Below are 16,426 nucleotides of genomic sequence, written 5' to 3'. Positions count from 1 at the left end.
GAATAAAAAAGGTGAGGTTATTCCTCACCCCTGCTCACTATTTTCAGGCCCGATCGCGTTATCGGGCAATCCGGATGTCGCAGAATACCACAATCAGCCGCTAAACACGTTACCGGCGCCCGGCGCGCTTTTTAACACCCAGACGCGACCATAGTGATTATACCATCCGGCACGATGCCCGGCATCCGGGCCAATCCCCTGGTAAATATCAAAGTGCTGGCCTTTAATCGCTCCGCCGACATCCAGTGCGACCATCAAACGTAGCTCATACTGACCGCTAAATTTACCGTTGTTATCCAGCAACGGTACTTCCGCCAACAAGGTCGTGCCAGGCGGAATGATGCTGCGGTCGGAGGCGACGGATGCTCGCCCAATCAGCGGTACAGCGCTGGCACCTTTGACCGGCGCAAAAGATTGCGGCTTAAAGAAGACGAACGACGGGTTCTGCTCCAGTAATTCACGCACTTCCGCTTCGCTGTGCTTCTCTCCCCATTCGCGTATAGCCTGCATCGACATATCTTCTTTTTTCACTTCACCGCGATCGATAAGCACTTTACCAATACTGCGATAAGGCCAGCCGTTTTTACCGGCATAACTAAAGAAGTTCAGTGGACTACCGTCACCAAAATCAATATAGCCGCTGCCCTGGACATCCATAATAAAGTTATCCATCAGCGAATTACTCCAGGCCAGGATGTACTTATCGCTCAGCGCGCCTGCGTAGATCTGGGCGCGGGACGGTAAGCGCCCGCGTTTTGGCGGCATACTATAGATAGGGTACTGGAACGCGCCCTGGCGCGTATGGCGAGCCTGAACGACGGGCGTATAGTAGCCCGTGAACTGGACGTTACCGTAGTTGTCGGTGCCTTCCATCTGCCAGGCATCGATACCAAACTGACGCATAGTACGCGTATCGCCTCCGGAACGTAACCAGTTCTGGACAGCGTTATAGACGTTGCTTTGATTGGTGTATAAACGCGGCGACGCGGAACGGATCTGGTCGACCTGCTCGGCAAAGTCACCAGCATTAATCGGCGCGCCCACCGCGTCCGGCTGGTTTACCAGGGAGAAGGGCTGGGTAAATTTCCCGTCCTTATATTGCTGACCGCGATCGGTCGGTTTTGATGAACAGGCAGCCAGCATTGCCAGCATTACGCCTGTCGCCACATATTTTGCCCAACGTCCTTTCATGGTGTCTCGTCTTCTGCGTAATCGAAAGTGCCCGGTGAAGATAACAAACCGTCCGGAGTAATGAAATGCGATCGCGATCTCATTATGTAAATTCGTTTAAAAATCGCGCTATCTGCGGTGTATTTGCGCAATTCATGAGAAATTAGCGATTTATATGAAAAAAGGGTTGCAACAAAAGCTCAGCGGAGTATAGTGCGCATCCACGGACGCGGGGTGGAGCAGCCTGGTAGCTCGTCGGGCTCATAACCCGAAGGTCGTCGGTTCAAATCCGGCCCCCGCAACCAATTACAATGAGAATGAAAGTTTAGACGGACGCGGGGTGGAGCAGCCTGGTAGCTCGTCGGGCTCATAACCCGAAGGTCGTCGGTTCAAATCCGGCCCCCGCAACCAACTTAATGAACACCCTTACGGGTGTTTTTTTGTACCTGTCGTCTGGTCCGCAACGACAGTGCGGGCAGCATCCTACTTACCCGCGCAATAAACTCGCCGTCATCTCAGGTTAACTTCTTCTCGCCAGCGTCGCCCCATCGGCAAAATACGCTTTAATGCCCGCCAGAATCGACTCTGCAACCTGTTGCTGGAACGTCGCCGTCTTGAGCTTGCGTTCTTCTTCAATGTTACTGATAAACGCCGTCTCGACCAGAATAGACGGAATATCGGGCGCCTTTAACACCGCAAACCCCGCCTGCTCGACCTTGTTTTTATGCAGGTCATTAATTTTACCAAGCTGCTTCAACACCGCTTTACCGAATTTCAAACTATCGGCAATGGTCAGCGATTGCACCATATCGAACATCGTATGGTCGACATAACGGTCACCGCTTTTGCTCACGCCGCCAATTAAGTCCGAGGCGTTCTGCGTTTGCGCCAGATATTTCGCCGCAGTACTGGTGGCGCCTTTGGTCGATAGCGCGAATACGGATGAACCGCTAGGCTGCCGGCTGGTGAAGGCATCCGCATGAATAGAGACAAACAGGTCGGCGCGCTGTTTCTGCGCTTTCGCCACCCGGACTTTTAACGGAATGAAAATGTCTTCATTGCGCGTCATATAGACCTTCATGTTGCCTTCTTTTTCGATCAACGCGCGCAGGCGGCGGGCTATCTGGAGCACCACGTCTTTTTCACGCGTTTTGTATTTGCCTATCGCGCCGGGGTCTTCGCCGCCGTGTCCCGGATCAAGCATAATAACAATGGGGCGGTCGCGCCCCGCTTTACCGGGCTGCGGCCCGCTTTGCGAAGGCGGCACCTGCTTATCCAGATCGCCTTTATTGTAGTCTTCCAGCAGCGCCAGCAGCGGATCCTGCATATCCTGCGCATTGGCAGGATAAAGATCCATCACCAGTCGTTCTTTAAAGCCTGCCACAGGCGCCAGCGCAAATAGCTGCGGCTTCACGTTTTGTTTTAGCTCAAAGACCATACGCACAGTCTTAGGATCAAACTGCCCTACCCTTGCGGATTTGATATACGGATCGTCGCTGCGAATCTGCGCGCCAATGCCTTTAAGCACCGAGTTCAGATTCACATCCTCAATATCTACTACCACGCGGTCCGGGTTACTTAAGGCAAATTGTTTATATTTCAGCAGACGATTCGACTCTACCGTGACGCGGGTATAGCTGGACGCAGGCCAGATACGCACCGCAACGACCTGGCTTACGGCAGCCAGCCCGACCTGGCTCACGCTTAATAGCCACATGGCGCCCGCGCCTTGTAGTAAACGGCGACGGCTGATTGCTGAATTGGCTCCCGACATGCTTCTCCCGAGCAAAAACTAAATAGAGATCATACAAAGTTCATCCAAATTGACCGGAAACTTTAGCGAATGACGCATAATCTGTCATCTATAAAAGGGTAAACATTCTTTTTATATTCACGGCATTACTAAGAAAAGCGATCGGACCGCATAAAATTTACGCTTGCACAGAGGGCAAAAACAGAATAAAAATACACTAATTTCGAATAATAATTCACTAGTGGGGCGCGCAATGATAAAGGAACGTAAAACCGAACTGGTAGAAGGGTTTCGCCATTCAGTTCCCTATATCAACACCCATCGCGGAAAAACCTTTGTCATTATGCTCGGCGGCGAAGCCATTGAGCATGACAATTTTTCCAGCATCGTTAGCGATATCGGGCTACTGCATAGCCTCGGTATTCGCCTTGTCGTGGTGTATGGCGCGCGACCGCAAATCGACGCCAATCTGGCCGCGCATCATCATGAACCGATTTACCACAAAAACACGCGGGTGACGGACGCCAAAGCACTGGAGCTGGTGAAACAGGCCGCCGGTTTACTCCAGCTTGATATTACCGCCCGTCTGTCGATGAGTCTGAACAATACGCCGCTGCAGGGCGCGCACATTAATGTCGTCAGCGGCAATTTCACCATTGCGCAGCCGCTGGGCGTTGATGATGGCGTGGACTACTGTCATAGCGGCCGTATCCGGCGCATTGATGAAGATGCGATCAACCGCCAGTTGGATAACGGCGCGATCGTTCTGATGGGGCCGGTCGCCGTCTCAGTGACCGGCGAAAGTTTTAATCTGACCTCAGAAGAGATTGCCACTCAACTCGCCGTTAAATTGAAAGCGGAAAAAATGATCGGTTTCTGTTCTTCTCAGGGCGTTACCAATAGCGAGGGCGGCATCATTTCTGAACTCTTCCCGAATGAAGCGCAGGCACGGGTGGAAGAGTTGGAAGCGCTGGGCGATTACAACTCCGGAACCGTACGTTTTTTGCGCGGCGCGGTAAAAGCCTGTCGTAGCGGCGTCCGTCGTTGCCATCTGATCAGCTATCAGGAAGATGGCTCGCTATTACAGGAATTGTTCTCGCGTGATGGTATCGGTACGCAGATCGTCATGGAGAGCGCCGAGCAGATCCGCCGCGCCACCATCAACGATATTGGCGGTATTCTGGAGCTTATCCGCCCACTGGAACAGCAGGGCATTCTGGTACGCCGTTCCCGTGAACAACTGGAGATGGAGATCGATAAATTTACCATTATTCAGCGCGATAATATGACTATCGCCTGCGCGGCGCTGTATCCTTTTGTGGAAGAGAAAATAGGCGAAATGGCCTGCGTTGCGGTGCATCCGGATTATCGCAGCTCATCGCGTGGAGAAGTGCTTCTGGAGCGGGTTGCCGCCCAGGCGCGGCAAATGGGGCTGAGTAAATTGTTTGTGCTGACGACGCGCAGTATTCACTGGTTCCAGGAGCGCGGTTTCACGCCTGTCGATATTGAGTTACTGCCTGAGAGCAAGAAAAAAATGTATAACTATCAGCGACGTTCAAAGGTGCTGATGGCGGATTTAGGATAACAAGAGGGGCCTGATGGCGCTGCGCTTATCAGGCCTACGCTCGAAAGCATCATTTGGAGGCCGGATAAGACGCTACGCGTCACCATCCGGCGAGAACTCGTCTTATCCGGTACGACTGACTTCATCAAATAAGGTGGCTAATCCGCTGCGCCGCTCCGTACGTGTCACAATCGCGCTTGCCAGGATCCGTTCATCGGCATACAGAGATAACCGCCGCCGCGCCCGCGTAACAGCGGTATACACCAGCTCCCGCGTCACGACCGGCGAACGCTGGCTGGGTAAAATCAGCGCGGCGTGATCAAATTCAGACCCCTGAGATTTATGTACCGTCATCGCCCAGGTTGTATCATGTTCCGGCAGACGGCTGGGCTGAACGGACTTGATCGTGCCGTCCGGCATCACAAACCAGACGCGTAACCCCTGCCCGCGATCGAGCGCAATACCAATATCGCCGTTAAATAGCCCCAACGCGCTGTCGTTGCGCGCAATCATTACCGGACGCCCTTCATACCAGCGAGAATGCGGGTGCCGCTGAATTTTTCGTTGCTGCACCATCGCCTGCTCAATGCGGTCATTCAGTCCCCTCACGCCAAATGGGCCTTCACGCAGCGCGCAAAGCAGTTGATACTCATTGAAAGCCTGAAGGATTGCCTCCGGCGTCGCTTTCTCATGCAGCAACCGCAGGTAGCGACCATAGCCCGCCAGCGCTTCATCCAGCATCCCGGCATAATCGTCGCTGCTTTGCAATGTACGCTTCTCTATATCGCTAAACCCCTGCTGAAAAACAGCCTGGATTGCCGACCTGTCGCCGCAGTTAATCGCCGCCGCCAGCTTGCCGATGCCAGAATCGCTGCCGAAACGGTAGCTTTTTTGCAATAAACAGAGGCTATCGCGTAAAGATGCGGCTTGCGTTCCGGCCCCCGCCGGAATGGCGCTCCCTGTTAGTCGACTTAGCTGTCGGGCGCGTTCCGCCGTAAACCCTGCGTTGACATAGGCGCAAATATCGCCCAACACAGCACCCGCCTCAACGGATGCCAACTGATCGCGATCGCCAAGAAAAATGACCCGCCCGTGCGGCGGCAGAGCGTCAATCAAACGTGACATCATCGGCAAATCAATCATTGATGCTTCATCGACCACCAGCACGTCCAGATGCAGCGGGTTGCCCGCATGATGGCGTAATCGCTGGCTGCCGGGCTGTGCGCCCAGCAGTCGGTGCAGCGTACTGGCGTCCTCCGGTATACGCTTTTTCTGCGCATCGGTAAGAGGAAGCTGACGCAACGCCGCGCCGAGCGACTCCGTCAGGCGTGCGGCCGCTTTCCCGGTCGGCGCCGCCAGCCGGATACGGCAACGTTCGCCATCCGCCATTTGAATTAATGCCGCCAGCAGCTTCGCGACGGTGGTGGTTTTACCGGTGCCGGGACCGCCTGAAATCACGGAGATACGGCGAGTTAGCGCTACAGCGGCGGCCACCTTTTGCCAGTTCACCTCGTCTGTCGGAGGGAATAGCGCGTCCAGAATACGGGATAACTGATCTTCATCTACGGCGATGGCCTGGTTAACCTCGTTAAAAAAGCGCGCAACCGTACGCTCGTTGCACCACATGCGATTCAGGTAGAGACGATCGCCGCACAGAATTAACGGCGCGGGGCTATCGCCGCAGCTAACCGCCGCAGACGCCAATAACCGCTTTTTCCAGTCGATTGGCGTAGCCGTTTCGCTTATCCAGGCGACCAGTAAGGGATGCGCCTCCTCCGTTAACGTTAAACGCGACAACGGCAGACACACGTGACCTTCACCTGCGTCATGACTAAGCAGCGCTGCCGCCAGCGTCACGGCGGGATCGTCGTTACCGGCGACGGTTAAAGCAAACTGGGCATCAATGGGCCGTAAGAGTTTTTGTTCAACGGCCTCCAGCAACCGCTCCTGGATTGTCATTGCGCCTCCTCACTCATTTCACCTGCAAACATATCATCCAGTTGGTTAATTAACGCCGCCGCAGGGCGAGTGGTAAAAATACCCTGCTGCGGACGTTCGCTATCCACCCCGCGTAAAAAGAGATAGATGACGCCGCCAAAATGGCGTTCATAGTCGTAATTCGTCATTCGATGACGAAGGTAACGGTGCAATGCCAGCGTATAAAGCTGGTACTGCAAATCATAGCGATGCGCCTGCATCGCCGCAGCCATCGCCGTCTGGGTATAAGCGGCGCTATCCTCGCCCAGCCAGTTAGATTTATAGTCGAGCAGGTAATAGCGCCCCTCATAACGGAACACCAGGTCGATAAAGCCCTTTAACATGCCGCGAACCTGCATAAAATCCAGCGCAGGGCAACCTGCTGAAAGCGGGTCGTATCGACGAATCAACGCATCCAGCTCTCCGGCGGTAAGCGGCTGGGCAATCGGCAGATAAAACTCCATTTCGACCTGTTTTTCACGCCCGGTCAGCACGCTCAGACTAACGCCCGTCTCGTTAAGGGGAACGTGTAACACGGTGTCCAGCCAGCGGGTAAGTACGGGCTCCCATCTCGTTTCAAAACCACTCAGCTCCAGTTTTTCCTGTACCCATTGGGGGTCTATCGGTTGAGTAAAATCAAGCTCTTCAAACAGGCTGTGCAAAAATGTTCCCGGCGATGCCCCGCGAGGAAATTGATGCGGCGTCATTGCCGGCGCTTCCGCCGCTTCGCCAACGCCTGCGGCGTCAATGTCGAGACGAGGAATAAGATCTTGCGCCACGCTATGTCCCCGCTGCTGCAAACCGGAATAACTGGTGACGCGCCAGCTATCATAAAGCAGACGTTGCAGCGTTCTGGCGCTGAGTTCCGCGTGCGATGCAGCGGCAATTTGCCAGCGGTCGTTATCCGTACTGCCTGGCGTTCGACACACGATATCCTCATCGCATAGCGCCTCAATACAGGCGCGAAGGCCTGCGGCATCCATCGGTTCGCCTTTTTGCAGGAGTCGCCCAAGCGCGCTTTGGTGCACATCCGTCTCGCCTTTCTTATCGCTGCGACGCCGCACCAGCGGCGCGACGCCGAGGCTGCAATGCCACACTGCACGGGTCAGCGCGACATAAAGTAGGCGCAGGTCTTCCGCCAGGCGTTCGGCTTCCGCCAGTGCTATGCTCTCTTCGGCGTGACTAAGGTCCAGCACCGCCTCGTAGGAGTGCCTGTCGTGATAAAAAGCCTGGTCCTGCACGCGGAAATGGGTGATAAAAGGTAACCAGACCAGCGGGTATTCCAGACCTTTCGATTTATGAATGGTGACGATTTGCACCAGATGCTTATCGCTTTCCAGACGTAGTTGCTGGCTGGAAGCATTGCTATCGGGTTCAAGGATATGTTGCGCCAGCCAACGCACCAGCGCATGTTCGCTTTCCAGCTGCGAACCGGCTTCCTGTAACAGTTCGCTAATATGCAGAATATCCGTCAGCCGACGTTCGCCTCCCGCTGTCGCCAGCAGGTTTTCAGCAATATTGCGCGCCGACATTAACGCGCGCAGCATAGGCATGACGCCGCGTTTATGCCAAATCTGCCGGTAGCCATCAAACTCTTCGACAACCGCATCCCACGCATTTTCATCATTGTTAAGCGTTTCGATATCCAGCGCGGTAAGGCCCATCATTGATGTCGCCAGAGCGCTACGTAGCGTATTCTCACGTTCGGGCGCCATCACCGCCTGCAACACCCACAGCATTTCCTGCGCTTCGAGCGTTTCGAATACGCTGTCGCGGTTAGAAAGATAGACGGAGGGGATCGCCAGTAAGGTCAGCGCATCCCGTATCAGCGCGGCTTCCCGCCTGCTGCGCACCAGCACGCTGATATCCGAGGCGCGAACGGGCCGCGACGAATCGCCATTCGTCAGCAGCGCGTCGCCCGTTTGTCCGGCGCGCAGCCAGTCGCGAATTTGCGTGGCGCACACCTGCGCCATATAACTTTGATAATCGCCCGAACCGCAGCTTTCCCCCTCCATTAGCCACAGGGTCATCGCCGGTTGAGGCGCGTCATTCACTTTAAATTGCAGCGACTGGTTTCTGGGCGCAAACTTTACCGGACTGAAGGGAATATCGCGAAACATAAAGGCGTCGTTCATCTGACTGAACAGCTTGTTAACGCTATTCACCATCCCCGGCGCGGAGCGCCAGTTAGTGTCAAGCGTATAGTGCGCGCTCACTTCGCTGCGGGCCTTCATGTAGGTAAAGATATCCGCGCCACGAAACGCATAAATCGCCTGTTTAGGATCGCCAATCAGTAATAGCGCCGTATCGGGTTGATGTCGCCAGATACGGCGAAAAATACGGTACTGTTGTGGGTCGGTATCCTGAAATTCATCGATCATCGCCACCGGAAAACGGGTACGAATCGCCGCAGCCAGCGCCTCGCCGCTTTCACTACGCAGCGCGGTATCTAAACGGCTGAGCATATCGTCAAACCCCAGCTCGCCGCGCCGGCGTTTTTCCTGAGCCACCGTTTCACGGATCTCTGATAGCGCTCGGGTAAGAACCAGATCTTTAATCGATAGCGGTTCGCCCAACAGGTTATCAATGGCGACAAACAATGGGTGCTGGGGCGTCACGCCGCCAGCTTTGGTGCGCTCAGCTAAAAAACGCTGTGAAAATTTTCCCAACGCCTCGGGTAATTGATAGTTTTTCGTCTCTTCTTGCGCCCACGCGGTGATCTTCTCGATCCATTTCGCCTGATTGCCGCGGTTGAATTTTCTGCGATCGATGCCGGATGATTCGATTAGCGCGTCCAGCTCGCTAACCGCCTCACACCACTTCTGCTTCACCTGGTTGATACGCGCCAGGATCTGTTCATGACGCGATGCCAGCGTCTCCTCCTGCGATGGCGGCGCTTTAATGACCGGCGCTTCGCCCTGCAGATAACGATCGATATCTTTTAAGAGCGCCTTCGGCCCCTTCCACACGTCAAACACCACCTGCGCGATGTCGCGCGGCAGCGGATAGCAATGACGCCGCCAGAAATCGGCGCAGGCCTGATAACGCAACAAAGATTCGTCTTCAATAAGCTGTTGCTCAAACAACATACCGGATTCGAAAGCGTTCAGGCTGAGCATACGCTGGCAAAAACCGTGGATGGTAAAGACCGCGGCCTCGTCCATTTGTCGTTCCGCCAGTAATAACCACTGCGCGGCCTGCTTTTTGTCGCTAATTTCTTCCAGCAAGCGGGCATACAGCGGATTATCCGTGCTTTCCCGCAGACAGGCGATGCGCAACTCATGGATATTACTGCGGATTCGCCCACGCAGCTCTTCAGTGGCGGCCTCCGTAAAGGTTACCACCAGCAGTTCTTCAACGGTCAACGGACGGGGAAATGCGGCACTGCCGCCTAAACCGAGCAATAACCGCAGATACAGCGCCGCGATAGTAAACGTTTTGCCTGTGCCCGCTGATGCTTCAATCAGACGCTCGCCTGTCAGGGGCAAGCGCAGAGGATCAAGAGTCTCGGCGACATCATTCATTCTTTTCGCTCATTAGAGGTAACGTTTGCTGCAATGCGCTGACGTTATCCCACACTTTCCAGCCTGTCGGATGCACGTATTCTGCTTTTCCATTCTGGCTACCAGCAATCTGTGACAATATTGCCATACCTTGTGGTTCCACCACCGCCTGGTGGAAGAAGTCGGCAAGCTTTTGTGGCGTCAGCAATTTTATCTGAGCGATGATTTTATCACGCGAGTCAAAGCGCATATTACCCCGATCGAAATCCTTGCTTAAACGGGATGCTTCTTCGCCCAACGTTTGCGGCGCCTGGCGCATTTGCGTAATGATCGCCTGCTGAATTTGGGCGAACTCTTCCGGCTTCATCGCCCTCAACTTCGCCTCGGCGTCAGGGAAAAATGCCTGATAGCGTTGCCACAGGTAAGAGGGCTGTTTATCGTTGCTCTGTAGCAGGAATCCCATTCCCCACTGACGGCCAACGCTCATCGGAAAGGCGAAAACGGCGTATCCCAGTTGCTCTTCGGTTCGTAGCTGATTGTAAAACCACGGTTGAACAATCTGACCTAACATCGCGCTGTAGGCAGCGCTGACGTACTCGTCGTAGCCGACCGGAACAAAGACCGCTGCTAACGCGGAGTCGGTGCTACTGCCCGCTTTTTCAAATATTACGGACTGCTTTTTCTCAACCACCACGTCTTTGTTACGACACCACGCCGATCCGTTCGCCGCGAGCTGTTTTTGAACATCTTGCGCCAGAGAGGTCGCCTGGGCTTCGCTCATATTCCCTATAACCAGAAATTCCGGACGAGCGCCCGTTTTTAACGCATTACGATAGGCCATCACCTCTTTCAACGTAATGGACGGCAGCAAAGCGCGACGTTCATCACGGGAAAAATAAGGCACCTGCGAAATCATCTGCACCGGCATAATCGCCTGTTCGTAGGCTTTTCCCTTCTCCGCAGAATCCATCATCTGCGTATACCAGGATTTCGCCTGCGCCAGCTGTTCCTCCGTGGCGTCGTAGCTAAAATATCCTTCCAGCAGCGCCAGGAAAAGCTGCGGCAAACGCTGGGTATAACCGTTCGCAGTGACCATCAGACCATTGTTGGCGTTAGTGGAAAAGCTAATGCCGCCCACTGCCGCCTGGTTGCTGAGCTGATCGAGCGCCATTCCCGCCAGATAATCATTAAGGGCGAACAGTACCTGATTGCGGGCGCTGTCCATCGCCTGCGGGTTACGCAATACCACGCTCACGTCAGCTTTTGGCTCGCTGGCGAAATAACGACTCGGCGCATAAACCACGCGCAAATCCGCTTTATCGACAATCAGTTCTGGCCGCACGTAGTTTTTATCATTCTTAACAAGCGTAAAATCATCAGGAATATAGGGATTTAACTCCGGCAGCGACAACGCAATGCCCTGTGCTTTTTGCTGCCAGTTTTTAAACGTCTGTTCGCTAATCTTATCGACCTGATAAGGCGCATCCACAAAATACGCAATCTTATTATGGGGTTCCTGGGGACTGATGTACCAGATGCGCGCATTCTGCGGCGTCATCATCGCCAGGCGATTTTTGATAGCGGCAGGATCGTAACGATCGGCGATATTCGCCGCATCCAGCGTATGCGCTACCGGGACGCGGATCATAGTGTCCGCCAGCCATTCGACATAGTCCATATCGCGGGTAATCGACGGATAGCGGAAGTCGAGATCCAGCACATGCGCCAGCTCGTCAAAGTAACGTTTATCTATCCCTTTTTCACGTAACGTATTGAGATAGCTAAAGATAGCTGCGACGACTTCATCACGATTGGCCAAACCTTTATCAGTCAGCGTTGCCGAAATGGCAAATACGCCGCTGTTACCATTAACAATCGGATCGGAATCCGCGCTAATACCTTCGACCAGTCCTTGTTTTTGCAGCCAGTCAGAGAGCGTCCCCGGGCTACGATTGCCAATCAGATAAGAGACCAGTTCATCGGTCTTGCTGCGGAACTGCGCGCTATTGTTATCAATACGAAACTCCACGCGCAGCACTTTACGCGGTAGCGCCGGCACGTAATGAATAATGATGCCCTTCTGCGCCTCGGTGATAACAGGTACGGTAATTTCCGGTTTCTTAATCTGTTTATTCGGCACGCGACCATAGGTTGCGGCGGCAATACTCGCCAGTTCCGGCAAGGGTTTATTACTGTAAATCACCGCCTTCATCAGATTAGCTGAATAGTATTTTTCATGAAAAGCGATCAGCGCCTGTTGCACCGGATTGCCCGGCTTATCGCTTAGCGTTTCCAGATTGCCGCCTGAAAAGTGCGAGCCTGGATGCGCCGGGTTAATGGTTTCGGCGCTTACCTGCGCCATACGCATACCGTCGCGGGTACGCGCCATCGTCAGCTCGGCATTCACCGCGTTTCGCTCGCGTTCGGCGTACTTTTTATCGAGCAATGGCGCGGCAATGGCGTCGGCCAGGCGATCTACGGCGCCGGGAAGCGCATCGTTTTCAACCTCCAGGTAGAAGGCTGTTCGATAAGGCGCAGTGCTGGCGTTATGGCTACCGCCATGTCTTTTAAGGTATTCGGCAAGGCTATCCGCCTGCGGATATTTTTTTGACCCCATCAGGCACATATGCTCAAGATAATGAGCAAGCCCCTGATGAGCCTCAGGATCTTCAAGCGATCCAACGGGCACCACTAACGCTGAAAGAGACTTTACAGCCTGCGGATCGGATACCAGCAACACCACCATGTCATTATCAAGACGTATCGCCTGATACTGCCGAGTATCTTTATCGCTTTTACGGATAGTTTCTTGCAGCGGTTGCCAACCGATATCCGCCTGAACTGCAGGCCCCCAGAGGGCGACCAATAACAATAACGCTTTGAACCAGGTGCTGCGGGGCATTCACGGACCTCATCATTAACTTTCATTCCCACTCATCTGTATGGTCACGTAAACCATCGACCTGAGCAGAACGGGATATTATTGTGCTGAACCAGGCAGCATCTTTTTATCAGTCATCAGTCCGTGACGAAGAGCGCATCATAGTCGAAGCCTTTTAATGGCGCGATTTTCATACAATCAACGAGACTGATTAAAACGAAACAGCGGTAACAGGTAATGTCGGGACTGCGCAATGATAGCCTGCAACGTTTCAGATTCCAGCTGACGCCAAAGACGTTGATACCAGATATCTTCGCCTTCGCCGCTCACCATCATGTTGCCTTCATAAGCCAGTAAAAACTTTGTCCTGGCCTTCTGTAAGGTATCATCATCGTCTAACATGACATCATTTTCAGCGTCATAACAGGCTTTTATCCATGCGCCGCCGCTTTCCGGCAGTACCAATAGCGGAGAAGACATGCCTTCCCGGTAGCCTTCAATCAGTTGCGCCAGGTAAGCCATTGCCTGCGCTTTATCAAGTGGCGGAAATCGCCATTCTCCCTCTTTGCGCAAAAACAGACGACTTTCGCCACTCCCGCCGCTGGCACAATAGACAAGGTGTTCCAGCCAAAGTTGCACACCTTGCGCAACGCTGATTAAAGCGGGACGCCAGCGCAATAATCCATCCTCCTGTACCTGCGGTAGCCAGCCGGTTAGCTGAACGCCATTGCAAAGCAGATCCACTTCCAGGCTTTGGCTCGGCTTACGACAGGCGATGACCCGGCTTGCCAGTTGCTGCATCTCCTGGCATTGCGCATCCCAGAATATTTCGCCAAACGCGCCGTAAGGCAACTCTCCCGCAGCCCGGAAACGGCGGAACAAGCGTTCGGCGTCGTCCTCTTCAACCAGCGTATTGAGCAACTGTTGGTTAAGTTGATATCGCGTCAATCCCTCTAATTCAAACGGTTCCGCATCAGGAATCTCACTCTCTTCCGAGCGGAAATTAACCTGAAGCCGCATCTGAAAAAATGCGCGTACCGGATGGGCCCAAAAACGCTGCAGACTTTCCAGAGTCAATGTTTCCGGCATCGTAAAAGAAAGCGGCTGCACAAAGTCAGAATGCGCTTTTCCCGACTGACTCGCCGCGGGCAACCACTCTCTGGCATAACTTTGCTGTTCGCCGGGTTGGTAATTTTGCGCATCAAAAGGCATACGGGTATGCAGACGCGTAATATGCGCTTTGACTCGTGCTTCGCTCTCATCACAGGTCAGCGTTTCGTCGCCCGGCAAATAGTGGCTTTGTCCGATGTAATCCACCAATTCTTGCACCAGTACAGAGGGAAAGCGTTCGCTATTATCCTGGATGGAGCGACCGATGTAGCTGATATACAGCATCTGCTGCGCCGAGATTAACGCTTCCAGAAACAGGTAGCGGTCATCGTCGCGACGGCTACGATCCCCGCGCATGGTTTTTTGGCTCATCAGGTCAAAGCCCAACGGCGCAAGCTGGCGCGGGTATACGCCGTCGTTCATTCCCAGCAGGCAAACGACTCTGAACGGAATGGAACGCATCGGCATCAGCGTACAAATATTGATGGGGCCCGCCAGGAAGCGCTGGCTAATACGTTCCTGATCCAGACGCTGCGCCAGTTCATCCCGCAGTAGCGAAATCGGTACCGCATCGCCATATTCCGCCGCGACGCCTTCGGCGATAATGGCCTGCCACTGCTGTTCAATCAATGTCATTGCCGCTTCCGTGTCCGCATCGGGCAGGAAGAAATCATTGAGCATGTCGCGACAAACGGGCAACCACTCTTCCAGCGGTCGCTCCTGCGCCAGACCGCGCCGCCAGATATTAAGCTGCATCAGCAGCGAAGCCAGATGCCCGACCAGCTCAGCAATCAGACCGCTGGATTCGTCATAAGGCAGAACCGACTGCCACTCGCCCTGGGCGCTTTCCATGGCATACCCCAGCAGCATACGCGTCAGGCCAAATTGCCATGTATGCTGTCCCGTGGCAGGAAGTTCCAGCTCGCGTACGTTGTCATCGTCAATTCCCCAGCGAATGCCTGACTCATTGACCCACAAGCGCAAATAACGCAGCCCTTCTTCGTTGATCGTAAAGCGGGCAGCCAATACCGGTACGTCTAGCAACGCCAGAACATCCTCGGAGACGAAGCGGCTGTCCGGTAACGAAAGTAGGCTGATAAATGCCTGTAACACCGGATGTGACTGACGCGCCCGCCGATCGGAAATGGCATAAGGCAGATAGCGCTCCGTTGGCGCGCTACCAAATACCGCCTGGATAAACGGGCTATAGCTGTCAATATCAGCCACCATAACGATAATGTCGCGCGGCGTTAGTGTCGGATCGGCTTCCAGCATCGCCAGCAGGCGATCGTGCAGTATTTCCACCTCGCGCTGCGGGCTGTGACAAACGTGAAAAGAGAGGCTGTTATCCTCAGGATCGAGCAGACGCTTATTGTCGCTGCGCGAATACTCCTCAAGATTTACGCCCGCCACCGCATGGCTTTCCAGTTCAAGAATATCCGCCTGAATCCGATGCAAAAGATTATCTGGCGTAATATCAACAAACGCATCCAGCTCCTGGCTGTTTTCCAGTTCAGATAGCAGGTAGATATAATCCCGCCCCAGTTTTCCCCATGAGGCCAGTAGCGGATTACCGATATCCTGTTCGCCGTCGCTGTTAAACAAGGCTTCCGGATTCTGGTTTTCACGGAACAACGGTAAATGACGGTCTTCAAAACTGTGACGACGCTGGCGGGCCATGAGTTTTGCCAGCCAGGCTGGGTCTTTAATGTCCCCCCAGTAATACCGACACGGATTAGTAAAAAGGAGATGGATTTCAATATGTTTTCCCAGCGCCTGCAACGCTCTGAGATACACTGGCGGTAACGCGGAAATGCCGCAAATAAAAACGCGGGACGGCAACCCTGGCGGGCAGGCGGTCGCGCTTTCCAGCGTTTGAATAAAGCGTTGGTAGAGATTGGCGCGATGCCAGCGTGGCTGCCCCAGCGCGGCGGTATATTCCACCAATGCTTTCCACAGCGGCGCCTGCCAGTTTTGCGCCTCCCCCAGACCTTCCACGGTTTTTCCTGCTTCCCACTGCGTAAGCCAGTCAGGCCGATAAACCAGATACTGATCGAACAGGTCGGCAGCGCGCGCGGAAAGCTGAAAGAGTTTGCGTTTATCGGTGTCGTCGGTCAGATAATGGCGCAGCAGTACAAACTCATCCTTATCCAGCAACTGTGGCAGCAAGGTCATCAGTTTCCAGCTCATGCTTTGTTTGCTGAAAGCGCTTTCTTTGGGGATATCCGGCAACACGCGGACAAACATCTCCCAGATAAAACTCGCCGGTAACGGAAAAGCGATATTCGCCGCAATACCAAACTTTTGTGAAAGGGTCATCTGCAGCCACTGCGCCATACCCGTGCTTTGTACCAGAATCATTTCTGGTTCAAAGGGATCATCCAGCCGCTCGCGTTCGACGATGAACTCCATCAACGCTTCCAGCACATCCAGACGATTGGAGTGGTAGACCCTTAACATAATTACTC

7 protein-coding genes and 2 tRNA genes are annotated in these 16,426 nt (G+C 54.0%); 3 read left to right on the top strand and 6 right to left on the bottom strand.

The window, feature by feature from the left end; translation table 11 throughout:
- Window positions 1-93: 93 nt before the first annotated feature.
- Entirely contained in the window at window positions 94-1,191 is a 1,098-nt protein-coding gene (gene mltA / locus ACLJPE_RS11190; RefSeq protein ID WP_000678621.1) for a murein transglycosylase A, read from the bottom strand.
- Between the two features lie 207 nt (window positions 1,192-1,398).
- Here mltA and ACLJPE_RS11185 point away from each other — a divergent pair.
- Both ACLJPE_RS11185 and ACLJPE_RS11180 read left to right on the top strand, forming a co-directional pair.
- Window positions 1,399-1,475, top strand: a tRNA-Met gene (locus tag ACLJPE_RS11185).
- Window positions 1,476-1,504: 29 nt separating this feature from the next.
- Window positions 1,505-1,581 (top strand) — tRNA-Met (locus tag ACLJPE_RS11180).
- A gap of 109 nt (window positions 1,582-1,690) precedes the next feature.
- On the opposite strand, the gene amiC is transcribed toward ACLJPE_RS11180, so the two are convergent.
- Window positions 1,691-2,944, bottom strand: a complete 1,254-nt coding sequence (amiC, locus tag ACLJPE_RS11175; RefSeq protein WP_000011919.1) for an N-acetylmuramoyl-L-alanine amidase AmiC — start codon at window positions 2,942-2,944, stop codon at window positions 1,691-1,693.
- 232 nt (window positions 2,945-3,176) lie between these two features.
- On the opposite strand from amiC, the gene argA reads away from it, so the two are divergent.
- Entirely contained in the window at window positions 3,177-4,508 is a 1,332-nt protein-coding gene (gene argA, locus ACLJPE_RS11170; RefSeq protein ID WP_000588963.1) for an amino-acid N-acetyltransferase, read from the top strand.
- A 102-nt stretch (window positions 4,509-4,610) separates the two neighbouring features.
- Here argA and recD read toward each other — a convergent pair whose 3' ends face one another.
- The 4 genes from recD to recC all read right to left on the bottom strand — a co-directional run bounded on the left by recD (window position 4,611) and on the right by recC (window position 16,418).
- Window positions 4,611-6,446 (bottom strand): exodeoxyribonuclease V subunit alpha, encoded by a 1,836-nt coding sequence (recD, locus tag ACLJPE_RS11165; protein ID WP_000155138.1) that lies wholly within the window; start codon window positions 6,444-6,446, stop codon window positions 4,611-4,613.
- Window positions 6,443-9,988 carry an exodeoxyribonuclease V subunit beta gene (gene recB / locus ACLJPE_RS11160; RefSeq protein WP_039512806.1) on the bottom strand — a complete coding sequence of 1,182 codons (3,546 nt, stop codon included), beginning with the start codon at window positions 9,986-9,988 and terminating at the stop codon, window positions 6,443-6,445. The genes recD and recB overlap by 4 nt, the downstream gene beginning before the upstream one ends.
- Complete coding sequence (ptrA, locus tag ACLJPE_RS11155; protein WP_052893987.1) at window positions 9,981-12,869, bottom strand: pitrilysin; 2,889 nt, start codon at window positions 12,867-12,869, stop codon at window positions 9,981-9,983. Before ptrA ends, recB begins: the two co-directional genes overlap by 8 nt.
- Before the next feature lie 177 nt (window positions 12,870-13,046).
- Window positions 13,047-16,418, bottom strand: coding sequence for an exodeoxyribonuclease V subunit gamma (recC, locus tag ACLJPE_RS11150; RefSeq protein ID WP_039512811.1), 3,372 nt, complete (start codon window positions 16,416-16,418; stop codon window positions 13,047-13,049).
- Window positions 16,419-16,426 lie beyond the last annotated feature (8 nt).

It is taken from the genome of Salmonella sp. SAL04196, from assembly GCF_046550835.1.
Taxonomy (GTDB): Bacteria; Pseudomonadota; Gammaproteobacteria; order Enterobacterales; family Enterobacteriaceae; genus Salmonella; species Salmonella enterica.
The sequence above is the reverse complement of the archived record's forward strand: the minus strand, read 5'-3'. Positions and strand labels throughout refer to the sequence as shown.

What these genes read in the sequence shown, in the direction of transcription:
- recD (WP_000155138.1), bottom strand. Translation starts at nt 6,446, where the DNA reads ATGACAATCCAGGAGCGGTTGCTGGAGGCCGTTGAACAAAAACTCTTA.
- ptrA (WP_052893987.1), bottom strand. Translation starts at nt 12,869, where the DNA reads ATGCCCCGCAGCACCTGGTTCAAAGCGTTATTGTTATTGGTCGCCCTC.
- amiC (WP_000011919.1), bottom strand. Translation starts at nt 2,944, where the DNA reads ATGTCGGGAGCCAATTCAGCAATCAGCCGTCGCCGTTTACTACAAGGC.
- recC (WP_039512811.1), bottom strand. Translation starts at nt 16,418, where the DNA reads ATGTTAAGGGTCTACCACTCCAATCGTCTGGATGTGCTGGAAGCGTTG.
- mltA (WP_000678621.1), bottom strand. Translation starts at nt 1,191, where the DNA reads ATGAAAGGACGTTGGGCAAAATATGTGGCGACAGGCGTAATGCTGGCA.
- argA (WP_000588963.1), top strand. Translation starts at nt 3,177, where the DNA reads ATGATAAAGGAACGTAAAACCGAACTGGTAGAAGGGTTTCGCCATTCA.
- recB (WP_039512806.1), bottom strand. Translation starts at nt 9,988, where the DNA reads ATGAATGATGTCGCCGAGACTCTTGATCCTCTGCGCTTGCCCCTGACA.